Origin of the sequence: Moraxella sp. CTOTU48268 (assembly GCF_032069585.1) — a bacterium.
GTDB classification, from domain to species: domain Bacteria; phylum Pseudomonadota; class Gammaproteobacteria; order Pseudomonadales; family Moraxellaceae; genus Faucicola; species Faucicola cinerea.
In genome coordinates, this window is the sequence record NZ_DAMALV010000036.1 from 1 (window position 1) to 22,214 (window position 22,214).

The 22,214-nt window shown below is 45.2% G+C and carries 20 protein-coding genes; 7 read left to right on the forward strand and 13 right to left on the reverse strand.

Annotated features, from left to right (window positions below; translation table 11 throughout):
• Positions 1-218: 218 nt before the first annotated feature.
• Positions 219-1,643, forward strand: coding sequence for a cytochrome c oxidase accessory protein CcoG (gene ccoG, locus RT143_RS10200; RefSeq protein WP_313092867.1), 1,425 nt, complete (start codon positions 219-221; stop codon positions 1,641-1,643).
• A 125-nt stretch (positions 1,644-1,768) separates the two neighbouring features.
• On the forward strand, positions 1,769-2,338 hold the full coding sequence (locus RT143_RS10205) for a FixH family protein (RefSeq protein WP_313092869.1): 570 nt from the start codon (positions 1,769-1,771) through the stop codon (positions 2,336-2,338).
• Positions 2,339-2,455: 117 nt separating this feature from the next.
• Here the strand turns inward: RT143_RS10205 and RT143_RS10210 are convergent, their stop codons facing one another.
• On the reverse strand, positions 2,456-3,379 hold the full coding sequence (locus RT143_RS10210; protein WP_313092870.1) for a PHP domain-containing protein: 924 nt from the start codon (positions 3,377-3,379) through the stop codon (positions 2,456-2,458).
• Positions 3,380-3,583: 204 nt separating this feature from the next.
• Here RT143_RS10210 and RT143_RS10215 point away from each other — a divergent pair, with 204 nt between their 5' ends.
• The 4 genes from RT143_RS10215 to RT143_RS10230 all read left to right on the forward strand — a co-directional run bounded on the left by RT143_RS10215 (position 3,584) and on the right by RT143_RS10230 (position 6,292).
• Positions 3,584-4,147: an inner membrane-spanning protein YciB gene (locus RT143_RS10215; RefSeq protein WP_076777102.1), complete on the forward strand. Its 564-nt coding sequence runs from the start codon at positions 3,584-3,586 to the stop codon at positions 4,145-4,147.
• A gap of 12 nt (positions 4,148-4,159) precedes the next feature.
• Complete coding sequence (locus RT143_RS10220) at positions 4,160-4,462, forward strand: YciI family protein (RefSeq protein ID WP_313092871.1); 303 nt, start codon at positions 4,160-4,162, stop codon at positions 4,460-4,462.
• Between the two features lie 65 nt (positions 4,463-4,527).
• Positions 4,528-4,956: an SH3 domain-containing protein gene (locus tag RT143_RS10225; RefSeq protein WP_313092872.1), complete on the forward strand. Its 429-nt coding sequence runs from the start codon at positions 4,528-4,530 to the stop codon at positions 4,954-4,956.
• A gap of 58 nt (positions 4,957-5,014) precedes the next feature.
• A complete protein-coding gene (locus RT143_RS10230) occupies positions 5,015-6,292 on the forward strand; it encodes a TIGR03862 family flavoprotein (protein WP_409519713.1) in 1,278 nt (425 codons plus the stop codon).
• A 38-nt stretch (positions 6,293-6,330) separates the two neighbouring features.
• Here RT143_RS10230 and RT143_RS10235 read toward each other — a convergent pair whose 3' ends face one another.
• Positions 6,331-7,680, reverse strand: a complete 1,350-nt coding sequence (locus RT143_RS10235; protein WP_313092873.1) for an APC family permease — start codon at positions 7,678-7,680, stop codon at positions 6,331-6,333.
• 146 nt (positions 7,681-7,826) lie between these two features.
• On the opposite strand from RT143_RS10235, the gene mnmC1 reads away from it, so the two are divergent.
• The gene (gene mnmC1 / locus RT143_RS10240; protein ID WP_313092874.1) at positions 7,827-9,926 is read left to right on the forward strand and encodes an FAD-dependent 5-carboxymethylaminomethyl-2-thiouridine(34) oxidoreductase MnmC1; all 2,100 of its coding nucleotides are present in this window, start codon (positions 7,827-7,829) and stop codon (positions 9,924-9,926) included.
• 1 nt (position 9,927) lies between these two features.
• Here the strand turns inward: mnmC1 and RT143_RS10245 are convergent, their stop codons facing one another.
• From RT143_RS10245 to RT143_RS10295, 11 genes are all read right to left on the reverse strand, one after another.
• Entirely contained in the window at positions 9,928-10,737 is an 810-nt protein-coding gene (locus RT143_RS10245; protein WP_313092875.1) for a glycosyltransferase family 2 protein, read from the reverse strand.
• Positions 10,734-11,630 (reverse strand): beta-1,6-N-acetylglucosaminyltransferase, encoded by an 897-nt coding sequence (locus RT143_RS10250; RefSeq protein ID WP_313092876.1) that lies wholly within the window; start codon positions 11,628-11,630, stop codon positions 10,734-10,736. Before RT143_RS10250 ends, RT143_RS10245 begins: the two co-directional genes overlap by 4 nt.
• Positions 11,631-11,634: 4 nt before the next feature.
• Positions 11,635-12,636: a glycosyltransferase family 52 gene (locus tag RT143_RS10255; RefSeq protein WP_313092877.1), complete on the reverse strand. Its 1,002-nt coding sequence runs from the start codon at positions 12,634-12,636 to the stop codon at positions 11,635-11,637.
• Positions 12,633-13,889: an oligosaccharide flippase family protein gene (locus tag RT143_RS10260; RefSeq protein ID WP_313092878.1), complete on the reverse strand. Its 1,257-nt coding sequence runs from the start codon at positions 13,887-13,889 to the stop codon at positions 12,633-12,635. Before RT143_RS10260 ends, RT143_RS10255 begins: the two co-directional genes overlap by 4 nt.
• Entirely contained in the window at positions 13,889-14,941 is a 1,053-nt protein-coding gene (gene pseI, locus RT143_RS10265) for a pseudaminic acid synthase (RefSeq protein ID WP_313092879.1), read from the reverse strand. Before pseI ends, RT143_RS10260 begins: the two co-directional genes overlap by 1 nt.
• A 23-nt stretch (positions 14,942-14,964) precedes the next feature.
• Positions 14,965-16,647 carry a UDP-2,4-diacetamido-2,4,6-trideoxy-beta-L-altropyranose hydrolase gene (pseG, locus tag RT143_RS10270; protein WP_313092880.1) on the reverse strand — a complete coding sequence of 561 codons (1,683 nt, stop codon included), beginning with the start codon at positions 16,645-16,647 and terminating at the stop codon, positions 14,965-14,967.
• Positions 16,644-17,318 (reverse strand): pseudaminic acid cytidylyltransferase, encoded by a 675-nt coding sequence (gene pseF, locus RT143_RS10275; protein WP_313092881.1) that lies wholly within the window; start codon positions 17,316-17,318, stop codon positions 16,644-16,646. The genes pseG and pseF overlap by 4 nt, the downstream gene beginning before the upstream one ends.
• The gene (pseC, locus tag RT143_RS10280) at positions 17,319-18,497 is read right to left on the reverse strand and encodes a UDP-4-amino-4,6-dideoxy-N-acetyl-beta-L-altrosamine transaminase (RefSeq protein ID WP_313092882.1); all 1,179 of its coding nucleotides are present in this window, start codon (positions 18,495-18,497) and stop codon (positions 17,319-17,321) included. It lies immediately after the preceding gene.
• A gap of 55 nt (positions 18,498-18,552) precedes the next feature.
• Positions 18,553-19,551, reverse strand: a complete 999-nt coding sequence (gene pseB / locus RT143_RS10285) for a UDP-N-acetylglucosamine 4,6-dehydratase (inverting) (RefSeq protein ID WP_313078617.1) — start codon at positions 19,549-19,551, stop codon at positions 18,553-18,555.
• Between the two features lie 39 nt (positions 19,552-19,590).
• Positions 19,591-20,856, reverse strand: a complete 1,266-nt coding sequence (locus RT143_RS10290) for an exopolysaccharide biosynthesis polyprenyl glycosylphosphotransferase (RefSeq protein WP_313092884.1) — start codon at positions 20,854-20,856, stop codon at positions 19,591-19,593.
• Positions 20,856-22,214: PglL family O-oligosaccharyltransferase (locus tag RT143_RS10295; RefSeq protein WP_313092886.1), on the reverse strand; the 1,359-nt coding region annotated here is incomplete at its 5' end. The genes RT143_RS10290 and RT143_RS10295, both read right to left, overlap by 1 nt.

Here is a 22,214-nt window from a genome sequence, read left to right on the forward strand (position 1 = left end):
TACGCTTTTCTTTTTACCTGTCAATACCGTTGTCAAAAGTTTTTTGATTTATTTTGCAGTTGTTGATAGCTCCCTTTATTTTGTGGGTATTTACTGCCATTTGATATATAATTGAATATATTGTTTAAGCAATTTTTCGTTAGGCGATGTTCGGTGGTTTTGCGGTTGTCGTCTTTCATTTTTTTATATTCATGTCAGAAAATATGTGAGGGCAAACAATGTCTGTACAACCTCCTTCCCCTGCTGGTAATGATTTTAGACTCCCTGTCCACCAAGTAGATGCCACTAAAAAACGCGTACACCCCCGTTTTGTGACGGGTTTTTATCAAAACATCCGTGTTGTCAGTATGTATTTTTTATTGTTGTTGTTTTTGGTGTTGCCATGGATTCGCTATGGCGGACACCAAGCAATATGGTTCGATTTCTCGGGTTCTAAGATTGTGCTATTTGGGCTAACTTTTTTACCCCAAGACGTTTTTATTTTTGCGTTTTTCTTTATGGTTGCGGCCTTTTTATTGTTTATGGTAACCGTTTATGCCGGTCGTGTGTGGTGTGGTTATGCATGTCCACAGACGATTTGGACGCATATGTACCAATATACTGAGAAGCTTATCATAGGTGATCGTAATAAGCAGTTTAAGTTAGATAAAGCGCCTTGGAATGGCGAAAAAATCATGAAACGCGGCTTGGTGTATCTGATTTGGTTTATCATGGCGTTGGTGACTGCATTGACGTTTAGTAGTTATGCCGTTGGGACTGATTATCTTTATCATAGTTGGCAATGGTTTGGCGTTATTCCTGTGCCAGATTGGACGCCACTAACTTGGGTTTCGGTACTTATTTTTACCTTTGCGACGTTTGCCAATGCAGGCTATATGCGTGAGCATTTTTGTACCCATATTTGCCCCTATGGTCGCTTCCAAAGCGTGATGTTCGATAAAGATACGTTAATTGTAACTTACGACTATAAACGTGGTGAGCCACGTGGCGCGCGTAAAAGAGGCGGTGAGGATGAGAACTTAGGTGACTGTATCAACTGTCTGATGTGTGTGCAAGTGTGTCCGACGGGTATCGATATTCGTGATGGTTTGCAAGTTGAATGTATCCAGTGCGCGGCCTGTATCGATGCGTGTAATGACATCATGGATAAAGTCAATAAACCACGCGGTTTGATTCGGTATAGTACTGAACGCCAATTGGTAGAGAATGAGCCAAGTAAAATTTTGCGTCCCCGGTTTTTTGCTTATTTGGCGGTGATTACGTTGTTGATTGGGACGGGGGTTTATTTTTTAACCAGCCGTGTACCGCTACAGATTGATATTCGCCGTGACCGTAATCAGTTGTCGTCAATCAATGCGCAAGGTTTGGTAGAAAATAACTATATCATCAAAATCACCAACAAAACCCAGCAAGACCATGATTATGCGGTGACCTTGACACCACAACCCGGCTTAAAACTTGATAGCCGCTTTAAAACCATTCCATTAGAAGCAGGCGAAAGTTATGACTTCCCTGTCAGTGTGCTAGGCGATCCAAAAGTGATTACCCAAAGCAATATCCCTATCCAAATGCAAGTGGTGAGCGTGGATGATGGCGGTAAATATAAAGCGGTAAAAGATAACGTGTTTACCACCGATAAATAAGTTTGATTGCCTAAAAAAGCTGATTTTGATAATTGGCTTTTTTTGTGCCGAATTATTGGCGCACGTTATTGGGTACGGGTTTTTCTGCTATACTAGCTTTTTGATTGTTATCTGCTGAGTGGTCTATGGCAACACCGACAAATTCTCCTGCTTCATCAACTTCTAATCAGTCGATATCCAAACTTTGGTATAAAAATTATATGGTTTGGATTTTTGTTATTGGTCTGCCGCTATTTGTGGTAGTCGCCTGTATCTGGTTCGTGTTTTACTCGGTGAGAATCCAAGACTCTACTGTGCGTGATGACTGGTACATGGATGGTAAGACCTTATATGCGGATGTGTCCAAAGATAAACTGGCGCATGATTTGGGGCTAACCGGTCAAATGATGATTAGCCATCAAGCAGTGAATTTTAAACTTGAGGCGCCCGTCAGTGACAAGTTTAAGGCACCTGAGCAATTGGCAGTGGAGATCTCCCATGCTACCCAAAAGCAAAAAGACCGTGACATTATCGTCAAACGCTTAAGTGATGGCAGTTATGCGGGCAATGTACAGCTAGACCCGTCTAAAGGCAAATACTATATTGTGGTGCATGACCCAGCCAATAGCTGGCGACTGCGTGCTATTGAGGAATTGCCGATGGCGAAGTCGATTGAGTTTAAGCCACTGACCGCGTTTGATAAACAACCAAAGTGACAAACTAACTAATAGTAGGCACTTGGCGTCCTTGTGCCTTTCATAAATATGCTCATCAGTAAAAATGCCAAAAAAGCCTGCTCGTGGGTTAAAAAAATGGTAACTGAGGGTAAATTTTTAGCAACTTTCCCAAATCCCCACTTGCCCTTCATGGAGTTTTGGCACGCCGCCAAGCACCCGCCACGGCATGGTCGTGCCATGAAAATCACTACCGATAGACACCTTTAACTCATGCTCTTTAATCACTCTATCCACCATGTGGCGTGTGGAAGTTGGTTCATTACTGGCAGGCAATTCCACCGCATCGCCACCGCTACTGGCAAAATCCGCAATCAGTTTACGCACTTTGTTGGCGGTTAAATTATAACGGGTCGCATGAGCCAAAGACGCTTTGCCACCACACTCATGAATCAAATTGATGCAATCTTTAAGCGATAAGCCATCGAGTGCCACATAGCAAGGTTTATGGTCAGCCAAATAGCCGGTAAAGGCTTTTTGCACATCACTCACCAAGCCTTGATCCGCCATCACTTTAGCGATATGGGTACGACCGACCGCTTGCGGATTACCTTTGGCTTGCACTAACACCGCCTGCCAAATCTCATCCATCGGGCGTTTAAAGGTACTTGCCACACGCTCGCACATCGCATAGCCACGCGTTTCTCGATTGGCTTGGATGGCAGCCAATTTACTATGCATTGTTTCGATATCACTAAAGCCGTACCCCAATACATGAATCACTTTTTCATTTTGGGCAGGTTTTTTGGAGTAGCCGCCCATGACACGATGACGACAGCTGATTTCAACACCGTGAATCAGCGTCATACCAAGACTATCAGCGGTTTGGCGCGCCTCAAGGATACCAAGTACCGTATCATGGTCGCTTAAGGATAATACTTTCACCCCTTTTTCATGCGCTTTTTGCACCACTTCGCTTGGGCTAAAAGTACCATCTGAGCGGGTACTGTGGCAGTGCATATCAATCGGAAGTTGGGTATAAATAGGACTGCTAGACAAAATATCGAGGTTTAAAGAATTCACAAATACGCCTTAATTACAAAAGCTGGTTGCCAACAATAGGACAATAAGGGGTTAAGACAAAGAGGGGTTAACTCTGCGCTGGCTCGCTCACAAGTGCACGTGGTGGATGAAGCAAGGAAAATCGCAAAGTTACTTTTCGATTTTAGCATATCCGTGTAAACTAGCGGCTAAGATTTTTACAAGCGATTTTTGTTAGAGATGACTATGAGCGGTTTATTGGATTTGCTACCTTTACTGGCATTTTTTTACTTTTCCAAACAGCAAGGGGTATTGGCAGGTGCGGCGGCGTTATTGATTACGACACTGGTTGTATATGTCGTGCATTTTGCCAGGCAAAAAGGCAAGCTCAACAAACAGCAGTGGGTGACGCTGATTTTAACGGTGGGATTTTGTGGGTTAAGCTTAATTTTCCATGACGAAGCATTTTTAAAATGGAAATCAACTGTCATCAATAGCGTGTTTGCGGTTGCCCTCATTATCAGTGTCGCGATAGGTAAACCGCTATTAGAACTGGCAATGAAAAATGTGTTTCGATTGACGCAATCGGGCTGGAATAAACTCACCCTCGCTTGGGCAGGGTATTTCTTGCTGATGGCAGGTTTGCAATATTATTTTGCATTTTTTACCAACAACGACACCTGGATTAATTTTAAAAGCTGGGGATGGATACCGGTGATGCTCGTGTTTTTAATCGGGCAATTTGTGTTCTTAAAAAACCATCTAAATCCAGATATACAGCAACAAATCAATGATAAAGGAAAAAACTAAAGGAGAATATGGATGGCACTTTATATTATTATCGGTCATGACGTCCCTGATAGCCTTGAGCTACGCAAACAGTTTCGCCCTGCTCATCTTGAGCGTCTTACGCAGTTAGATGAACAGCGCCGTCTAATCATCGCAGGCCCTACGCCAATTGCGCATGGAGAGCCTGAGATGAGTGGCAGTGTATTGGTCGTGGATTTTGACACCGATGAAGCCGTGCAAGCTTGGGCAAGTGAAGAACCTTACTTATTAAATGGTGTGTATAGTCATGTGGATATCAAACCTTTTATCCAAGTTTTTCCTAAATCAGCGAGTTAATGTTGGGTTTAACAGTTGTTTGCAGTACATAATTGGCAAAGTCTGGGTGGTGATAGGTGACAAGCATGAAAAAATTGGTGGGCTCTTTGGCAAGCGGCGCAGTGTTATTGACGGTATTACAGGTGACAAGCCTGACCTATGCAGCACCGCAAGTTGTCGTCACTGACCCAAAAACAGGACAACCGCTCGCCAAACAGCCAGAAATTGCCTCAAGCGTTGCCAGTAGCACCTCACCGATGCAAAATCCCAAACAACCTACCCTTGCCCAGCTCAACCAGCCCACTGACAGCCAGTTGTCCAAAGCCAACCAACAACTATTGGCAAAAAATGCTGAATTACAAAACCAAGTTGATAGTTTAAATACGCAGGTCAAAGTGCTTGTCAATGAGCGCAGTGGACAGATTTTTATCTATGGTGCGGTCACTGCATTATTGAGTGGAATACTGGGCATCGCACTGGGCTGGCTGGTTGCAGGGCGTAAAGGTCGTTGGTAATCGACTTTATAAGCCTACTATTATAATTATAATATAAGCCTAACATTGATTTGCCATCATGCCAAATAACCAAGCCGACTTGCCAAAAAAGCCCATCGTCGCCATCATCGGCGCAGGTCCTGCTGGCCTGATGGCGGCAGATTATCTGCGCCAGTTTGATGTTACAATCCAAGTATTTGAACAAAAACCATCCCCTGCCCGCAAACTATTGATGGCCGGTAAATCTGGACTCAATATCTCGCACGCTGAGCCCGTTGATACCTTTGTCACGCGCTATCAGCCCGACGATTGGCTAACACCGCATATTCAAGATTTTAATGCGATGCATATCCGTAATTTTATGAACCGCTTAGGGATTGAATCTTTTGTTGGCTCGACAGGTCGCATCTTTCCTACCATGATGAAAGCCTCACCCCTGCTGCGGGCGTGGTTGCAAGCGCTGCAGCAGGACGGCGTAACGTTTTTTTATCGGCATAGCTGTGACAACATTGAGGGCAAGCAAGCGACTTTTTCGGTAGCGCGTGAAAGCGGTAACCTGACTTTTACCCAAAGCTTTGATGCGATTGTGTTGGCAACGGGCGCGATGTCATGGTCGCGGCTCGGTAGTGATGGCAAATGGCAGGCATGGCTCAGCGATACAGAATTGACGCCGTTTTATGCCAGCAATGTCGGTATCTGTCGCCCACTATCACATCCTTGGTCGGCGCATTTGCACCGCGATTTTGGCAAAGCGTTAAAACGGGTGAAAGCTCAGGTGACATTGCCCAATGGCAAAATTGAGCAGGGTTTTGGCGACATTATCTTCACCCATTATGGCATGGAAAGCGGGCTGATATATCGGCTCAATCGTGCCATGCGTGAGCAATTAAATCAAACGGGCAAGGTATCACTACAACTTGATTTGCTACCTGATGTGTCTGACGAAAAATTATTGAGTAATTTAAAAAATCCCAAAAAACAATCGCTAGCTAACCTTTGGCGAAAGGCAGGACTTGATCCGGTCAAAATCGCCTTACTCAGAGAAATCGTCGCAAAAACGCACTGGCATGATGCCGATAAAATGACAAAGGCAATCAAACAGTTAACGGTCGAATTCGATAACTTTCGACCGATTGAAGAAGCGATTAGCTGTGGCGGCGGAGTAAAACGTACAGCATTAACCGAGGATTTTGCGCTAAAATCCAATCCTTATGTGTTTTGCTGTGGCGAGATGCTTGATTGGGATGCGCCAACGGGTGGCTATCTACTAACGGCTTGTTTTGCCACAGGACGCGCCGTCGGACAAGGCGTGGCGCAGTTTTTAGCGTTATCCAAAAAATTGACGCAATGCCCTTGATATAAGGCACTTGATATAAGGCACTTGACATAAGGTACTTATCGACTGTGTAGATAGCGACTGTAAAAGTAGGCAAGCAGCAGCACAAGCGCACAAATCGGTAAGCAGACAGGTAAAAACAGCGGATTTTGCATACCGCCGAACACTACCATCAATGAGCCCAATGCCGCCAAAATCGGCGATATCACACCCAATAACATACTTTTGATATGACCTTGTTGCCATAATCGAAACACCGCAAAGTAAAATACCAAATACAGTAAGTAACTCACCACAATCGCGATTTCTGAAATATCCATATCGCCAAGCAGCTGACTTTTCATTACCGCATAATGCACAGCCGCCCAAAACATCGATAAGGCAAAACCTAGCAGCGCTGAACCAACCGATAGCTGATAGTTGGGCGAGACGTGACGCAATTGCGCGCTAAACGGAATCAATGATTTGAGCGCTAAAGAATGCGGCAGACGAATCAGCCCTAATACCAAGCCATTCACCGTACCCATCACCGAAATCACCACAAATACCAAAAAGGCTTTGGCAGCGGTTTCGCCAAATAACTGGGTTGCCACCACATACACGCTTTCATCACCCAATGCCATCACTTGTGCAGCGCCTAGATACGAGGTGAGTCCAACAAAATACAGCAAATAGCCCAATAAAATCAACATAGGCGCGACAACTAAGGCAATCGGTAAATTACGTTTGGCCTGTTTGATTTCCCCTGAAATACTGGTAGAGACCACCCAGCCATCAAACGAAAACGCAATCGGACCGATGGCGCCGAGCCATGCCAAAGACTGGGTCGCTTGACGCGCGGATTCACTTGGATGGGTTAACGCAGTCATAGGGTCGCCATATACAAACGCCATCGCCCCTAGTACAAATAACGGAATTAATTTAACGACAGTAGCAAAGACTTGAAAACGCCCTGCAAAAACCGCCGCCATCACATTAAACAGATAACAAATGACAAACCACGTAAGCCCAATGCCCATTTGTAATTCAAGCGATGCCTCTTTTACCCCAAATAACAGGGCGGTGTAAATACCCACTACCCACGTCACCACCACGCCAAGCGTCGGGTAATACAAAAACAATTGAAACCAGCCAATCATCGTAGAAAAATGTGGACTGACAAATTCATCGGCATAGCCAATCAAGCCGCCGTGCGCATCGGTACGTTTTGCCAGCTCAGCAATCGATAGCGAACCGAAAATAATCGCCACCGCCGCCAATACAAAAACCACCACGCCCAACGCCACATTGCCGTCGGTATACTTTAAAACATTGTCTGCCTTAAAAAATATCCCTGAGCCAATCACAATCCCCACAATCATTGCCAATGCGGTGATTAGGTTATAACGCCCGTTAGTTGATTGATTCATGTTGTTACCACACCCAAAAAAAGCTGCATGCCATGTTGCAACGATAAAAAATCAGTTATGCTATACCCCCTAATCGCTGTTTTCAAGCCTTGTATTAGTAATATTTTACTTAGCACTAACTTTTAGTTATTTATTATGGGTCACTGATGTCACAATCTAGCCAACCTCCTGTCTCAAGCTCAAGCAAAAACAATACCCCAGCATCAACCATTCAAACCGCCAAACTGCACTGGCAACTAGACGATAACGGCGTCACTGTCCCCCGCTCTAGCGACTTTGGTGATGTTTATTTTTCCAAAACAGACGGCTTGGCAGAATCTCGCCATGTTTTTATTGATGGCAACAACTTAGCCACTCGCCTCGCTAATTTGAAGAACTTTGAACGATTTTTCATCGGTGAAATTGGTTTTGGCACAGGGCTTAATATCTTGGCTATTTGGCAACTATGGCAACAAATCAGACCTGACAATCACAGCCATTTACATATTATTACCACTGAAAAATTTCCCCTACGCAAAACTGACCTTGAACAAGCTTTAAGCGTGTGGACAGAGCTTGCTGGGTTATCACAACAGCTCATTGACAACTATCCACCGCCATTGGCTGGCTGCCATCGTTTGAACTGGTTTGATGAACGATTGACGATTGATTTATGGCTTGGCGATGCGACGGACAGTTTGTCGCAAGTGACTGGGCAAGGCAAAGTCGATGCGTGGCTGCTTGATGGGTTTGCGCCGAGCTGTAACCAGGAACTTTGGTCAGAGAGTTTATTGGCTCAAATTGCAAGATTATCCAAACCTCACACGACTTTGGCGACATTTAGCGTGGCAAGCGCAGTCAAACAGGGGCTAAAACATCACGGTTTTACCTTAGCCAAACGTAAAGGCTTTGGCAAAAAGCGAGAGATGCTCACCGCAAGCTTTCAACCTAAGTTAACATCCGCCAATTTTTGCGAGATTTATTTTCGCTATAACAAAAAAATTAAACCATTTTTTGTCACCCTACCCTTTACTGCATCTTTTGAATACCGACGTCGTCAACGTCGAAAAGCCAATAACGTTAAAGGCTTTGAACTACCTAATTTTTCTGCTATTACAAAACCGCTGTCTGTCGCGGTGATTGGGGCTGGGGTGGCGGGTTTAAGCAGTGCGTATGCCTTAGCCGCCCGTGGACACAAGGTCACCATTTTTGATAAAGATGAGCCGTTGGCAGGCGCATCGGGCAACATCCGCGGTTTTCTTGCACCAAAACTTACTAGCCTAAAACGCCTTGAAACCAATCTACATGCGATTGGATACTTGGCAAGCTGTCGATTTTACCCTTATTTGACCGCACAAACCGGTATTGACATCCTACAAACCACCGGCTGTTTGGATTTACTCTCACACAATCGCTTACAACTCGATGAAGTCAAAGATTTCCCACCCCAATTTGCCCGTTTATTGACCGCTGCACAAGCCAAAGCAAAGGTCGGTTATGAGGTTGGGCAAGCAATATTTTTGCCCAATGCCGGGTTAATCAGTACCACAAACTTTGCCAACGCTGTTTTATGCCACCCCAATATTAGCTTTCAAACCGAGGAATTAACCTATTTTCAGCAAGCCTATTTTCAGCAAAATAGCGACCAAGTGCTATTAACATTCACTGAGCGTCAGCAGTTTTTTGACCATGTGATTTTGTGCATGGCTTTAGACACCTGCGATTTTTTACCCACCATCAAACGCTTTAATCACAGCCGTGGGCAAGTGACGTGGTTTGCTGTCGATGAGCATGATAAAGCACAGTTGCCAAAACTGCCGCTAAAGTATGGCAGTTATTACGCCAGTTTTAACGAAAACAGTAAACGCCATGTCATGCTTGGGGCAAGTTTTGTCAGGGATACCTTGGATACCACGCCAGCAGTAGCTGACCATAAGATGAATGTGGCAGATTTGGCGGGTGCGGTGCCCGATTTGGTCAACAACAGCGATATATTTACCGTCGAAAAAAACATACCCCATTGGCAGGGTCGCGCCAGTATCCGCAGCCAAACTGTGGATTATCTACCCCTAGTTGGGCAGGTGTGGCAAGCGGGTTATGAAAGCAACAGCCGCGTATGGAGCTTTTCGGCATTGGGGTCAAAAGGCTATGCTTATGCGCCGATTTGTAGTGAGCTGTTGGCGGGACTGATGTGTGGAGAAGTTTTGCCATTGTCTGAAAAGATGGTAAAAAACTTAAGTCCCAATCGCAAGGTCATTCGGCGCTAAGTTATTTTCTTAACAGCTTTTGATAAACCAAACTGCGTAAACTATTTGGCAATAATCGCACAGGTAAGCGAATGGCGAGGTTTTTAAGCAATTGCGCCATATGCAAAAACCCTTGTTGATAAAAGCTTTGCTGAATTGCCCACTCGTATCGGGCATACGCCAAGCCCCCGCGCCGTTCATACATCGCATCCCCTGCTCGTGCATACACCAGCACCTCTGGCAAATTGGCAAACTGATAGCCAGCGACCAATAATCGTACCCACAAATCATAATCTTCAAACAGCGGCGCATGGCGATAGCTACCGACCGCTTGTACCGCTGATTTTTTGAAGGCAACCGTCATGTGGTTGATGGGATTGCGCGACTTGGCGGAGGCAAAAATCGCCTCATGTGAGGTTGGCACCGTGCGAGATTTTTTCCCCTGTGACAGCTGCTTTTCAAATTCAATGATTTGCCCGCCCAACACGTCAATGTTGGGATGGCTTTGGATAAAGTTGATTTGCTGCACAAAGCGGGTAGGCACACAGATATCATCAGTATCCATACGAATGACCCAGTCATGTTGGCAAGCGTTTAGACCTTCATTCAAAGCCTGTCCAAGCCCGACGTTTTTTGCTAAAGCGATAATCGTTAACGGCAGTTGCGGCTTAAACTCTTGTACCACTTTTTGTAATGCCAAATTGATTGGACCATCAAACACCAACACAATCTCATCGGCTTGGCGTGTTTGATTGACCAAGCTGGCTAAACATTCGGCTAGAAATTCGGGGTTTTCTTTGTCATACAGCGACATCAATACAGAAAATTTCATGTTAATTCACCCAGCCAAGTCAATGCCACATCCTTTTTTACTTTACGCGCAAACCAATAGCCATCAAATTTCGCCCGCTCAAGCTTTAATAAATCCAAATAAATCGGGCTATTACCATTGTTGATGGCTTTATCAAACACGATGAGCCGTTTGTTGTTGTGACTAAGGCGCAGCTGATTAGCGGATTTTTTTTGACTTTGTTGTTGACTTTGTTGTTGTTGGCTGTGCTCTTGCTCACTTTGGTTTTGTTGAGTCAGCTTTTCACAAATCAAGGTTTGAAAAAAATGCTCATCGGGCACCAGTTTGTGACGGAAAAAATCACTGTACTCATCGGTAAAAGGCACAATTTTTTCCCAGTCTTCACGCGTCACTGAAAACCATTGTGAGCCAAAATAAATGGGTGAGTGATAGGGTTTTACTTTTGCCAAGCCTTGTTGCAGTTTGGTGATGATTTTGCCCGTCAATTGCCGTTGCCAGTCGCTGTCGGCATGGGGACTGTCCATAATAAAGCGATAGGCATACTGTGGTGCCCTCTCGCAGGTCATCATCGCCTGAAAATCAAACCGCTGTTGCCACTGTTCTTCTATCACTTCAAATGGTTGTAACACCACATCTTCACCGCTTAACAGATGAAAATAAGCATTGTCCTCATTGGCAAACGCCGTTTCAAACAATTTTAATGTTGCTTCAATTTGGCTAAACCCACCCCAACGCACCGTTATTCTATCTTTGAGCAAAAATACATTGGCTAGCTGTGCAGTCTCGGCGTCAGGAAAATAATCGGATTTTGCATCCATATGCACATAAAAATTGACGTTCGGCTGAATTTTCGCCAGCTTAATAAAATAACTGATATCTTGGTGGGCTTGGATAAGTAAGGCGTGTTTTTTCATATGACTACCCTTTGAACCCATTTAGATTATCTGCGTCATCTAAATTAATGAGGGTAAAACCACGACTGGCAAGAAACTGATAAGCATCAGGGAATTTATCCCACAGCGCTTGGGTATACACCATAAATACTTGGGTACGGGGAAATTCTTTGAGCGAAAACACGGCAGTGCTGATAAAGGTATAAATTTCAAAGCGTTGCTGGGGGTTTTGTTGCAATGCCTCGCTTAGATAATCTTCAATGATTTTATCGCTATCAATCACCGGCAAAAGATGGCTAAAATCCAAGTTTTCTCGCGGGTGCGGACAAAATGCGTCAAGGTGAAATGCCTTGACCATTGTTTCTACAATATCAGCATAAGCATTGTCACCGATAAAATTGTCCAGTGCTTGCCCCAATAACAGCCGTTTTACCGGCAAATTCTCATCTGGCTGATTGTCTACTTTATCAAACAAATAAACAGGCTCGGTAGTAGCTATGATATTTTTTTCCTGGGGAAAAATGGTGAACTGTTTTTTGGAGATAGCCAAAATACTAGGGATACTGGGATAAGTAATGCCCACGGCGTGTTTAAACAGTTGTAATGGTAAGGATTTTGGTAACGGTTGAAAATAGCTAGAATTGGGGAAAATATTAGCGGTGCCATCATCAAAGGTATACAGCTGTTGGAATTTTACTTTAGAAATAACATATTGCAAAAACAACACGTCAATACTGGCAAGATAGACGTTTTCGATAGGTTTTTGCCAAATATCAAGCGTGTTAAGTGTGGTTTTGATGTGGTTTAGGGTAGCAAAACGCTCGCCCCAGGTTTTATTGTTTAGTTCGATAAAGGCGGATTTTTCGCAGACTTGCTCAAGTTGTTCAAAATAATAGCGGTGTTTGGGCTCGCTTTTTGAATGGGCGCCATACGGCAAATAAAGCCCAATAAAGGGGGTACTGTGTTGCTTAATAATTTGCTTGGCAATCAACACTTGCAAGGGGGTGATACAAATAATGAGATTCATGGCGTTTTTTTGACCTTTTCCACCTGCAGCGTATAATAATATAACAACGGCAAAATCACCACGCCACTAATAATAGTCGCATACGGCACCACCGCTAGGGATACGCCACTTAACACCCACAAGGCAAGCAAATATACCACCGTTGAGATGACGGAGCACAGCGAGATTTGCGCGCTTTTGGCATGATAAAACAAAAAATTCACCAACAATAAATACGGAATTATCAGCGAAAACGCCAGTACAAACATCACCACATAATACTGGCTTTGGGCAAAATCTGCCCCTAATAGCCACGCCATCAATGACGATGGCATCGCCCAAGCCATGGCAGTCAACAGAAAAGGCACTATTAAGCTCAGCCAAAACAGTCGATGCAATTGCATCACTGTCATGCGCTGCGATTTTAGCCGTTCATATAAGTGAGGCACCAGCGCAGAATTGACCGCCATAATCACAATGGTCAAGCTACTAGCGACTTGCACCCCTGCCGAATATACGCCTAACTCATGACTGCTAAACCGCTGGTGAATCAACACTCGGTCAAGTTGCCCTTTGATGGTATAGCTTAACCCATGTAATAACAGCGGCAAGCCTAGCGTTAAAATATAACCAAGTCCCAGTTTAAGCCGTTTTGGGGTAAAGCGAAATTTGATAGCAAATTGGTATTTTGCCCACGCCAACGCTGCGACAAAAGTGAACCCATGCGCCAAGATAATCGCGATAAGGCGCTGGGCAACTTTATCGGTGGTATCGCCCGCAAAAAACTGAAAAATCAGCAGCGTCCATAGTAAATTGCCCAAGGCTAATCCCAGTTGGATGGTCAAATAGCTAAACGGGCGTTTTTGGCATTGCCGCAGTGCCAGTTGGTTTTGAATCAAGGTTTGCAAAAAGGCAGTAAAAAAGCAGTAAAAAAGCAATTCGCTATGTAACAGCCAACTAATCGCCGTCCCAATTAATAGCACGCCCACGCTATATAGCCCGCCTGCCAATAAAATATTGCCCAGCCCATGCCTGCCATACACATAAAAATAACGGGTCAAAGCGCCATTTTGCGACAGACTCATGGCGATTACAATAAATGCCGTGAGCGATAAATAATAGGACAAATCACCAAAGCCCGTTGTGCCTAATACCCGTGTTAAATAGGGCAATAGCAAAAACGGCACGGCTTTGGCGGTCATCTCGCCCACCACATAAATCAGGCTGTCTTTGAGTAAGGCGGATTGTGTTAAACGTTTGATTTTATTTAACATTACCTTTCAAGGACATTCCATGAGGTGGCGGTATTGGCTTGGATATTCGTTAGCACTTTTTTGCCTATCAACTCATCATAAAACTTCGGGGCAAGCCCAAAGCCAGGGCGAACGCTACGGATACAGCTTTCATCAATCACATCCCCTGCCGTCATGTCTTTGACAAAATACAGTGAACGGCGAAATTGCACATTGCCGATTTCGCTTGATTTACGACCGTAATCGACTTGTCCCAACGCTTGCCAAGCGGTTTTGCTGTCACGGCAGAGCGCGGTGAGTTCATCTTTTTCCAGTGAAAAACTGTCATCCGCCCCGCCGCCATTGCGGTCTAGGGTGACGTGTTTTTCAATGATACACGCCCCCAATGCCACGCTTGTCACGGCGGTGGTGTTGTCAAGCGTATGGTCGGATAAGCCAATCGGCACGCCAAAACGGCGCTGCATATCGACAATGGTACGCAGGTTATAGTCCTGTGCGGGGGCTGGATAACCACTCACGCAGTGCAATAGCGCAAGCTGTTTGCAGCCGCCATCACGCGCCGCGGCAACCGCCTCGGCCATTTCGGTTTGGTCGGCCATCCCTGTAGAGATAATCATTGGCTTGCCGGTACTTGCCACATATTTGATAAGCGGTAAATCAATGGCTTCAAACGAGGCGATTTTGTACGCTGGGGCGTTCAAATCCTCGAGTAAATCCACCGCAGTAAAGTCAAACGGTGAACTAAATATGGTGATGCCGACTTTATGAGCGTGGTCAAACAATGGTTTATGCCACTCCCACGGCGTGTAAGCTTCTTGGTACAAGTCATACAAGGTACGCCCGTCCCACAATCCCCCATGAATTTGGAAATCTGCGGCGGTGCTGTTGAGGGTGATGGTATCTGCAGTATAAGTTTGCATTTTGACCGCATCAGCACCGCACGCCTTTGCCATATCAATAATACGGTAAGCGTTATTGATGTCGCCGTTGTGGTTGGCGGACATTTCGGCGATGATGTACGGCGCATGGTCAATGCCGATTGGGCGATTGTTAATGCTGAAATTTTGATTCATAGATACCCCACTCAGACCCACCCCTAAAATAAAAAATCTTGCGATTTTAATTCAAACTCAACCACATCATACACTTTTTCACCCACACCAAAATGCTGTTTTAACACACCTGTTTCGCTAAATCCCAATTTACGATGCAACGCCAGTGACGCGGTATTATATGCCAGCACTTGCGCGGTGATTTTGCCAATGTCGGTGGTGTTGAAAATCTGTGCAATCGCCAAAACCCCCAATGCAAAGCCAAGCCCCTGTCCTTTTGGGCTATTGGGTGATAAATAAAACCCCCAACTGGCCGTTTTTTCATTCGGGCTTGATGAATTAGGATTTGACGAATTAGGGTTTGGCGCATGGGTGTTCGCCAACTGCAGCGTCTGGTATTTATCCACCGTCATTTGGGTAACATTGACTAACCCCATGGGCTCACCAGCGACTTCAAAAATTAGCAAATGCACATTGGCACGGTCAAGCTGTCTGCCATACCATTTTTCATGGTCAGCGAGGGCAATTTCATCTTGCCCAAACATCCACCGGCGCACGTCAACGTGATTACGCCATTGCCAAATCATCTGGCTATCGGCTTGGGTTGCTTGCCGCACTTGGCAATGTTGAAATTTTTGCGCAAATTTAATCCAGTGCGCAACCCGTTTCGCCCCTTGCCCATCGACCAACTTGGCAGATTGCCGGCTGAATTTTTTATAATTGTCGGCCAGTTCGCTCAACAAGCGGGGCAGTTGCTCATCCAATGCACCTATGTCAGTCACCACTTTGACCAGGTTTTTATCTGCCAACGCTTTGGCAATCACCTGTTGGTTATCGGCAAGCACGATCAGCATCATTGGTAAGCCCAAACAACAGCGCTCCCAGGTGGTGCTGCCTGCAGCCCCAATCGCAAGGTCAGCATTTGCCATCAGTTGCGCCATATTAGTCACATTAACAAGAACAGCACACGCAAAACTTGCGCGCTTGGCAAACCTTTGCACACTTTCGATATGCGGTGCGGTTTTGCCCATGACGACAGTCACGTTAAATGATTGCGTAGATTGTTGGACAAAGGTATTAAGACTTTGCAAAATCTTGAGCGTGACATTATCATTATCGACACCGCCAAGATTAACCAATATATGTTTGGGCGGCTGTACGCTTTTACGTCTGTTTAGGCTCATCGCTCGCCAGCTGGCAAACTCATCCCGTAATAGTGTATAACGCGTGCCTAGTAATAGCTGGCAATGACTTGGTACAAGCGCTTGATAATCTTCGTTTTTTCGCCCAAAATTTTGGTCAAGCAAAATCTCACAGTCGTGCGTTCGGTCGGCTAAATCGTCAATGGCTAAAATTTTAAGGTTTGGCAAAAGTCGTTTGGCTTGCTGCTCCCAGTTTTCGCCAATCGCGTAATGGTCGATAATCAGCCAATCTGGCTTTAACACTTGTAAGATGGGTTGACACTCGGCAAAATCATCGCTTTCACTGGCGCCGAGCCATTCGCTATGGGCATGCTGTTTGATAAAATCTGCAGTCTTACTTTTGGCTAACAGCTGCACAGCAAAACCTTTTTGTGCAATCAAATCCGCCAAATGCCCGTCATGATGACGACAAATAAACGAGATGTCATGCCTTTGCTTTTTTAACCCGTCAGCGAGTGTCAGGCAACGCATGATATGACCGCTACCAATCGTTAAACTTGCATCTGCTCGAACCACGATCTTCATGCTAGCTCCAATTGCGCTTGGTACAGGCGCTCAGCAAATCGCCAATCGTTATCATCATCAATATCGACCACACTGTATTTTGGCAACACATAGCCTAGCGCATGATTATGGATTTTATCTTCGCCGAGCCATGCTTCACGACTGCCCCAATAAAACTGACCTGCGTCAAAATACGCCTGCGGCAAATCTTGGGTTCTGGTGAGTTCATGTTGGCTAAACATGCTCAACACTTCACCGGTATCGCTTAACTTCAGTGAGCGTAACACATTGGATTCAAATTCTAAAACTGGAAAACAATACAGACTGTTGGATGACTGCCAACGCTCAAAACTATCGGTTAAATACTGCGGTTTTAAAAAAGGCGTACAGGGGTATAGACAGCAGATATGGCTAGCTTTTGGCATGCTCTGCAGCGTATGGCGAATCACCGCAGCGGTCGTGGCGTAATCATCGGCAAGCTCGGCAGGTCTTTGGCTGACAGTGGCACCATGGTGTTGAGCGATATCGGCAATAGCGCTATCATCAGTGGAGACGATAATCTGCTCAAACAATTGGCTGTTTTTTGCCGTTTCAATGGCACGAGCCAGCATAGGCTTGCCACAAAAATCTTTGATGTTTTTGCGGGGAATGCGTTTGCTACCGCCACGCGCAGGGATGATACAGATATTCATTTAGGTTAACGCCTGAGCCAACGCTATCTTTAAGGCATCCACCACTTGGTCTTGTAATGCTTCGCTTAAGTCATAATACAATGGCAAACTAATCGCTTGTGCATAGTAGCGCTCGGCATGCGGAAAATCGCCTTGTTTAAAGCCCAACTTGGCATAATACGGCTGGGTATGCACAGGAATATAATGCACATTCACCCCGATATTTTGCGCCCGCAAACTGTCAAACACTTGCTTACGCGTTTTGCCACTGTCTGCTGTTAGTTGAATAGGATATAAATGAAACCCCGAATAATTAGCAGGATTGCGATAAGGCAACATAATCGGCAAATCTGTTAATAATTCATCATAACGTTTGGCAAGCTGATGACGGCGAGTGACAAAGTCATCCAAATAGTTCATTTGACTCACCCCTAATGCCCCTTGCAACTCGGTCATGCGATAGTTAAAGCCCAAATCAATTTGCTGATAATACCAACCACCGTCAGGTTCGTGGGTCATTAGGTTGGCATCACGGGTGATACCATGACTACGGAGTAACTGCATTTTTTCCGCCAATGCCGGGTCATTCGTTGTTGCCAGTCCACCTTCTGCGGTGGTAATGATTTTGACAGGGTGAAAGCTAAACACGGTAATGTCGCTAAACTCACAATTGCCGATTGGTTGCTTGTGGTATTTGCCACCAATTGCATGGGAGGCGTCCTCAATAACCTTAAAGCCATATTGTTGCGATAGCGCATAAATGGCCGCCATATCACAGGGCTCACCGGTGAAATGTACAGGAATGACTATTTTTGGCAAGCGGTTTTCAGCATCGGCAAGCTGTAATTTTTCTTCCAAGGCGGTGATAGACATATTGAGTGTTAGCGGATCAATATCCACAAAATCAATGTTAGCACCACAGTACAATCCACAGTTGGCAGATGCAGTAAAGGTAATCGGCGTCGTCCACAGCCAGTCATCTTTACCCAGACCCAATGCCAAACAGGCAATATGTAGTGCTGACGTCGCACTATTCACCGCCACGCCAAACTTTGCTCCCGTATAGGTAGCGACTCGTTCTTCAAACGCCGGTACTTGACTACCTTGGGTCAAAAAATCAGACTGTAGCACGGCAACTACCGCATCAATATCAGTTTGGGTGATATGCTGACGACCATAAGGGATAAATTGATTTGCCATAATATTTGCCCAAAGGGGTTGGTTATTGAGTGGGTTTGTTATCAAGGGTTAGCGATTAAATTTTACCAATTTTTGCTTTGTTGGTTTCAATCCATTCTTGGAGTTGCCCAGTTGTCATCCATTCACTGTTATTATCACTGGCGTACACGAAGCCTTCTGGCACCTTAACACCATCTTTGATACGCTCAGGCGTTTCATCCCAGCCATTAATCGCGGGCAAGATTTTAAAATGCTCAGGATATTCGTAGGTATGAAAAGAATCTTCGGCACTAATCATTTGCTCATGCAATTTCTCGCCAGGACGAATACCAATGATTTTTTGCTCGGCAGTGGCAGAAACGGCAGTTGCCAAATCTGGCATAGTCATGGATGGAATTTTTTTGACATAAATTTCGCCGCCCACCATGTCTTCAAATGCATGCCAAACCAGCTCCACGCCTTGCTCAAGCGAAATCATAAAACGGGTCATACGCGGGTCTGTGATAGTCAGCACGCCACTGTCTTTAATTGAGAGAAAATACGGAATCACCGAGCCACGACTCCCCATGACATTACCATAACGTACCACCGAAAAGCGTGTGCCATGCTCCCCTGAATAGGCGTTGCCTGCGACAAACAGTTTGTCCGACGCCAATTTGGTCGCGCCATATAGATTTACTGGACTAGATGCTTTGTCAGTCGATAAGGCAACGACTTTTTTTACCCCTTTATCAATACAGGCATCAATCAAATTCATTGCGCCGTTGATATTGGTTTTGACACATTCAAACGGATTATATTCGGCAGTTGGCACGATTTTGGTTGCTGCCGCATGCACCACATAATCCACCCCATCAAGCGCGCGATATAGACGGTCTTTATCACGCACATCACCGATAAAAAAACGCACACGCGGGTCGCCTTGGTACAGTTTTGCCATTTCCCACTGTTTCATCTCATCACGCGAGAGGATAATCAATTTTTTGGGATTGTATTTTTCAAGCGTCATCGGCACAAAGGTATGCCCAAATGAGCCTGTCCCGCCTGTCACTAAAATGGTTGAATTGGTTAACATAGTGCACTACCTATTATGGCTAAAGTTATTTGTCGCAGTTTATCTAGCCCCAAAACCTGTCAGCATGGTTTGAATGGTTTTGAGCACAATCAAGATATCTAATGCAAAAGAAATATGTTTAATATAATAAAAATCGTACTGTACCTTAAGCGCTGTCTCATCGGTATCACTGGCATAGCCTTGTGTGACCTGCGCCCATCCAGAAATACCGGGTTTGACGATATGTCGATAATTATAAAAAGGGATGGTTTTTTCAAAGGTTTTGACAAAACTTAGCTGTTCAGGTCTCGGTCCAATCAGGCTCATATCGCCTTTGAGCACATTCAAAAATTGCGGCAACTCATCGATACGGGTTTTACGAATAAACTTGCCGACTTTAGTCACTCGAGGGTCATTTTGTTGCGCCAGTTTTGCCCCGTTTTTTTCTGAGTCAAAGCGCATACTGCGAAATTTATAAATTTTAAACAGTTTTCCGCCTTGCCCGACCCGCTCTTGGACAAATATGACCCTACCCGGACTTTCCAACCGTATCGCAATGACAGTTATCACCGCAATCAGCAATACAAAGGGTGAGACCAATAAAATCGCTAGGATATCAATCAGTTGTTTAAACCTTAAATAGGTTTGCGAGGGCAACAGCGAGCCCAATTCGTTTTCATACAAATGATGAATCGGCAGACGACCTGTCAAAGACTCATACACCTGGCGATTATTATACACCGGTCTGCCCTGTAACGTTTGCTCGGTTAAAAATCGCTGCCAGTCTTCATCGAGTGCAGGCGATGACAGGTCTGCTACTATCGCTTGGACTTTTTTGGATTGTATGGCATCCAAGTGCGGTTTTTCGAGGCGTAACCAACGGATTTGAAAAATCGCTTCAAAGTTTTGACAATGCCCCAGTGGAATATACGCCATATAAGGTTGGTGGGCTTTTTGCTCAAGTAAAAACGATAAAAAGAAAAACACTGCCCCAATCGCACCCGATAAGCCAAAATAATATAGCGAATACGGCAACCGAAAAACGATAATCACCATGCCTAACAGCATCATCACCAACAATAAGGTTGGCAACACAAAACTGATGGAGCGTTGACCTGGAAACTGGGTGAGTTTGCGCAGACCGAGGGTGACGAGCAAGACACCCAACGTGGCTAACACCATACTGTTAAACTCAGTAATCAGCCAGCGACCCTGCAAAAAGCGCATTCGCCACATCAGCAACGCCGGCAACACCACCACAACCAACCATCCCACAATGAGTCGGAACGCGATATTTTGCCATACCAAGAAAATTACCCGCTGCATTATGGTTTGAGTCCTGTTTTTTCAGGGTTGGCGTCACGCCATTGTTGAAACTCACGGTATAAGGCTGCAAATGTCGCAGGATCTTGTTTGGCAAGGTTACCCAAATCGGTCTCGACATTGTCACAATCGGATAAATCTTTGACCATCACACAAGCCGCTTCGATATGTTTTAATGCCGCTTGCTGGTCACCTTTATAGGCTAAGAACTGTGCATAGGCTAATATATTATACTGGGAAGAATCGGTATTTAGCACCTCTTCAAAAATGGCTTCTTTTACGCTTGCCTGATGGCGATTAATCGGCACTTGCATGGCAAGGATGCGGTCATGATACGCGCTAAAGCCAAACACGTCATTTTGATAGTCAATTCCTTTGTCTTGGTTTAGATGATTGGTGTGCTTGATAAAGCGATTATAATCTAAATAATTGAGCTGAAAATATTGCCAAATATAGTAGCCTGATAACATCGCCAAACCAAGCATGACAACAGACATGGCTTTTCTTAGTTTGCTTTGCCACACAAACTGCCAGTTGCGCTGATCAATCAACGCCAAAAATAAGGCAAAAACCGCGAGATAACGAAAATACCATAACGGGTATTCTACACTGGCATACAAGATACTGGCGATGACAAATGCCAGTGCAATCGCGCTTTCGCTACTATGGCGCAGATGAATCGCCCGCACCAGTAGCCAAACAATCGGCACAAAGCATAGCGCGCCTAATACCCCTAGCTCCGCCAAAATCATGGTGGCAAAATTGTGAGAATGGTCGGCAATCTCTGGCCATTTAAAATATTGGGCATAATCAACGCTTGCACCCATGTAGTTGTTCCATCCGACTCCTGTGAGCACATGGTCATGAAATATCATCATGGCGCGTTCGCTCATCGCCGAGCGGTTACCCTGCCCGCCTGCCATACGGCTCACCGCCCCAAGCTGATTGGCACTGCTATAATTACTAATCCAGCTTGCGCCCATATAGTACAGCACAAATACGACAAGACCAAAAACGCTAGCCGATAATTTGCTTTTCCATGCTATCGGCTGGGTCAAAAAGAAAATTGGAATCACCGCCAACATCATCACCAGACCCGCCCGACTTTGTGTCAAGGCAAGCCCGATGGTAAATATCACAAACAATACCATCAAGCCAAACCGCGCATATTGTCGGTATCGACCAATCAGCCACTGCGGCGCATTCAACTTTTCTTGAAACGACTGCTGCAGTTGATAAATCACCCCACACAGCGCCAACACAAACGCATAGCCTGCGTGATTGGCTTGCCCAAAGTTGCCGTCATAGCGTCCGCCATTGGCGTTACCACGGGCAATCACCCAGCCTTGATAATCAATCTG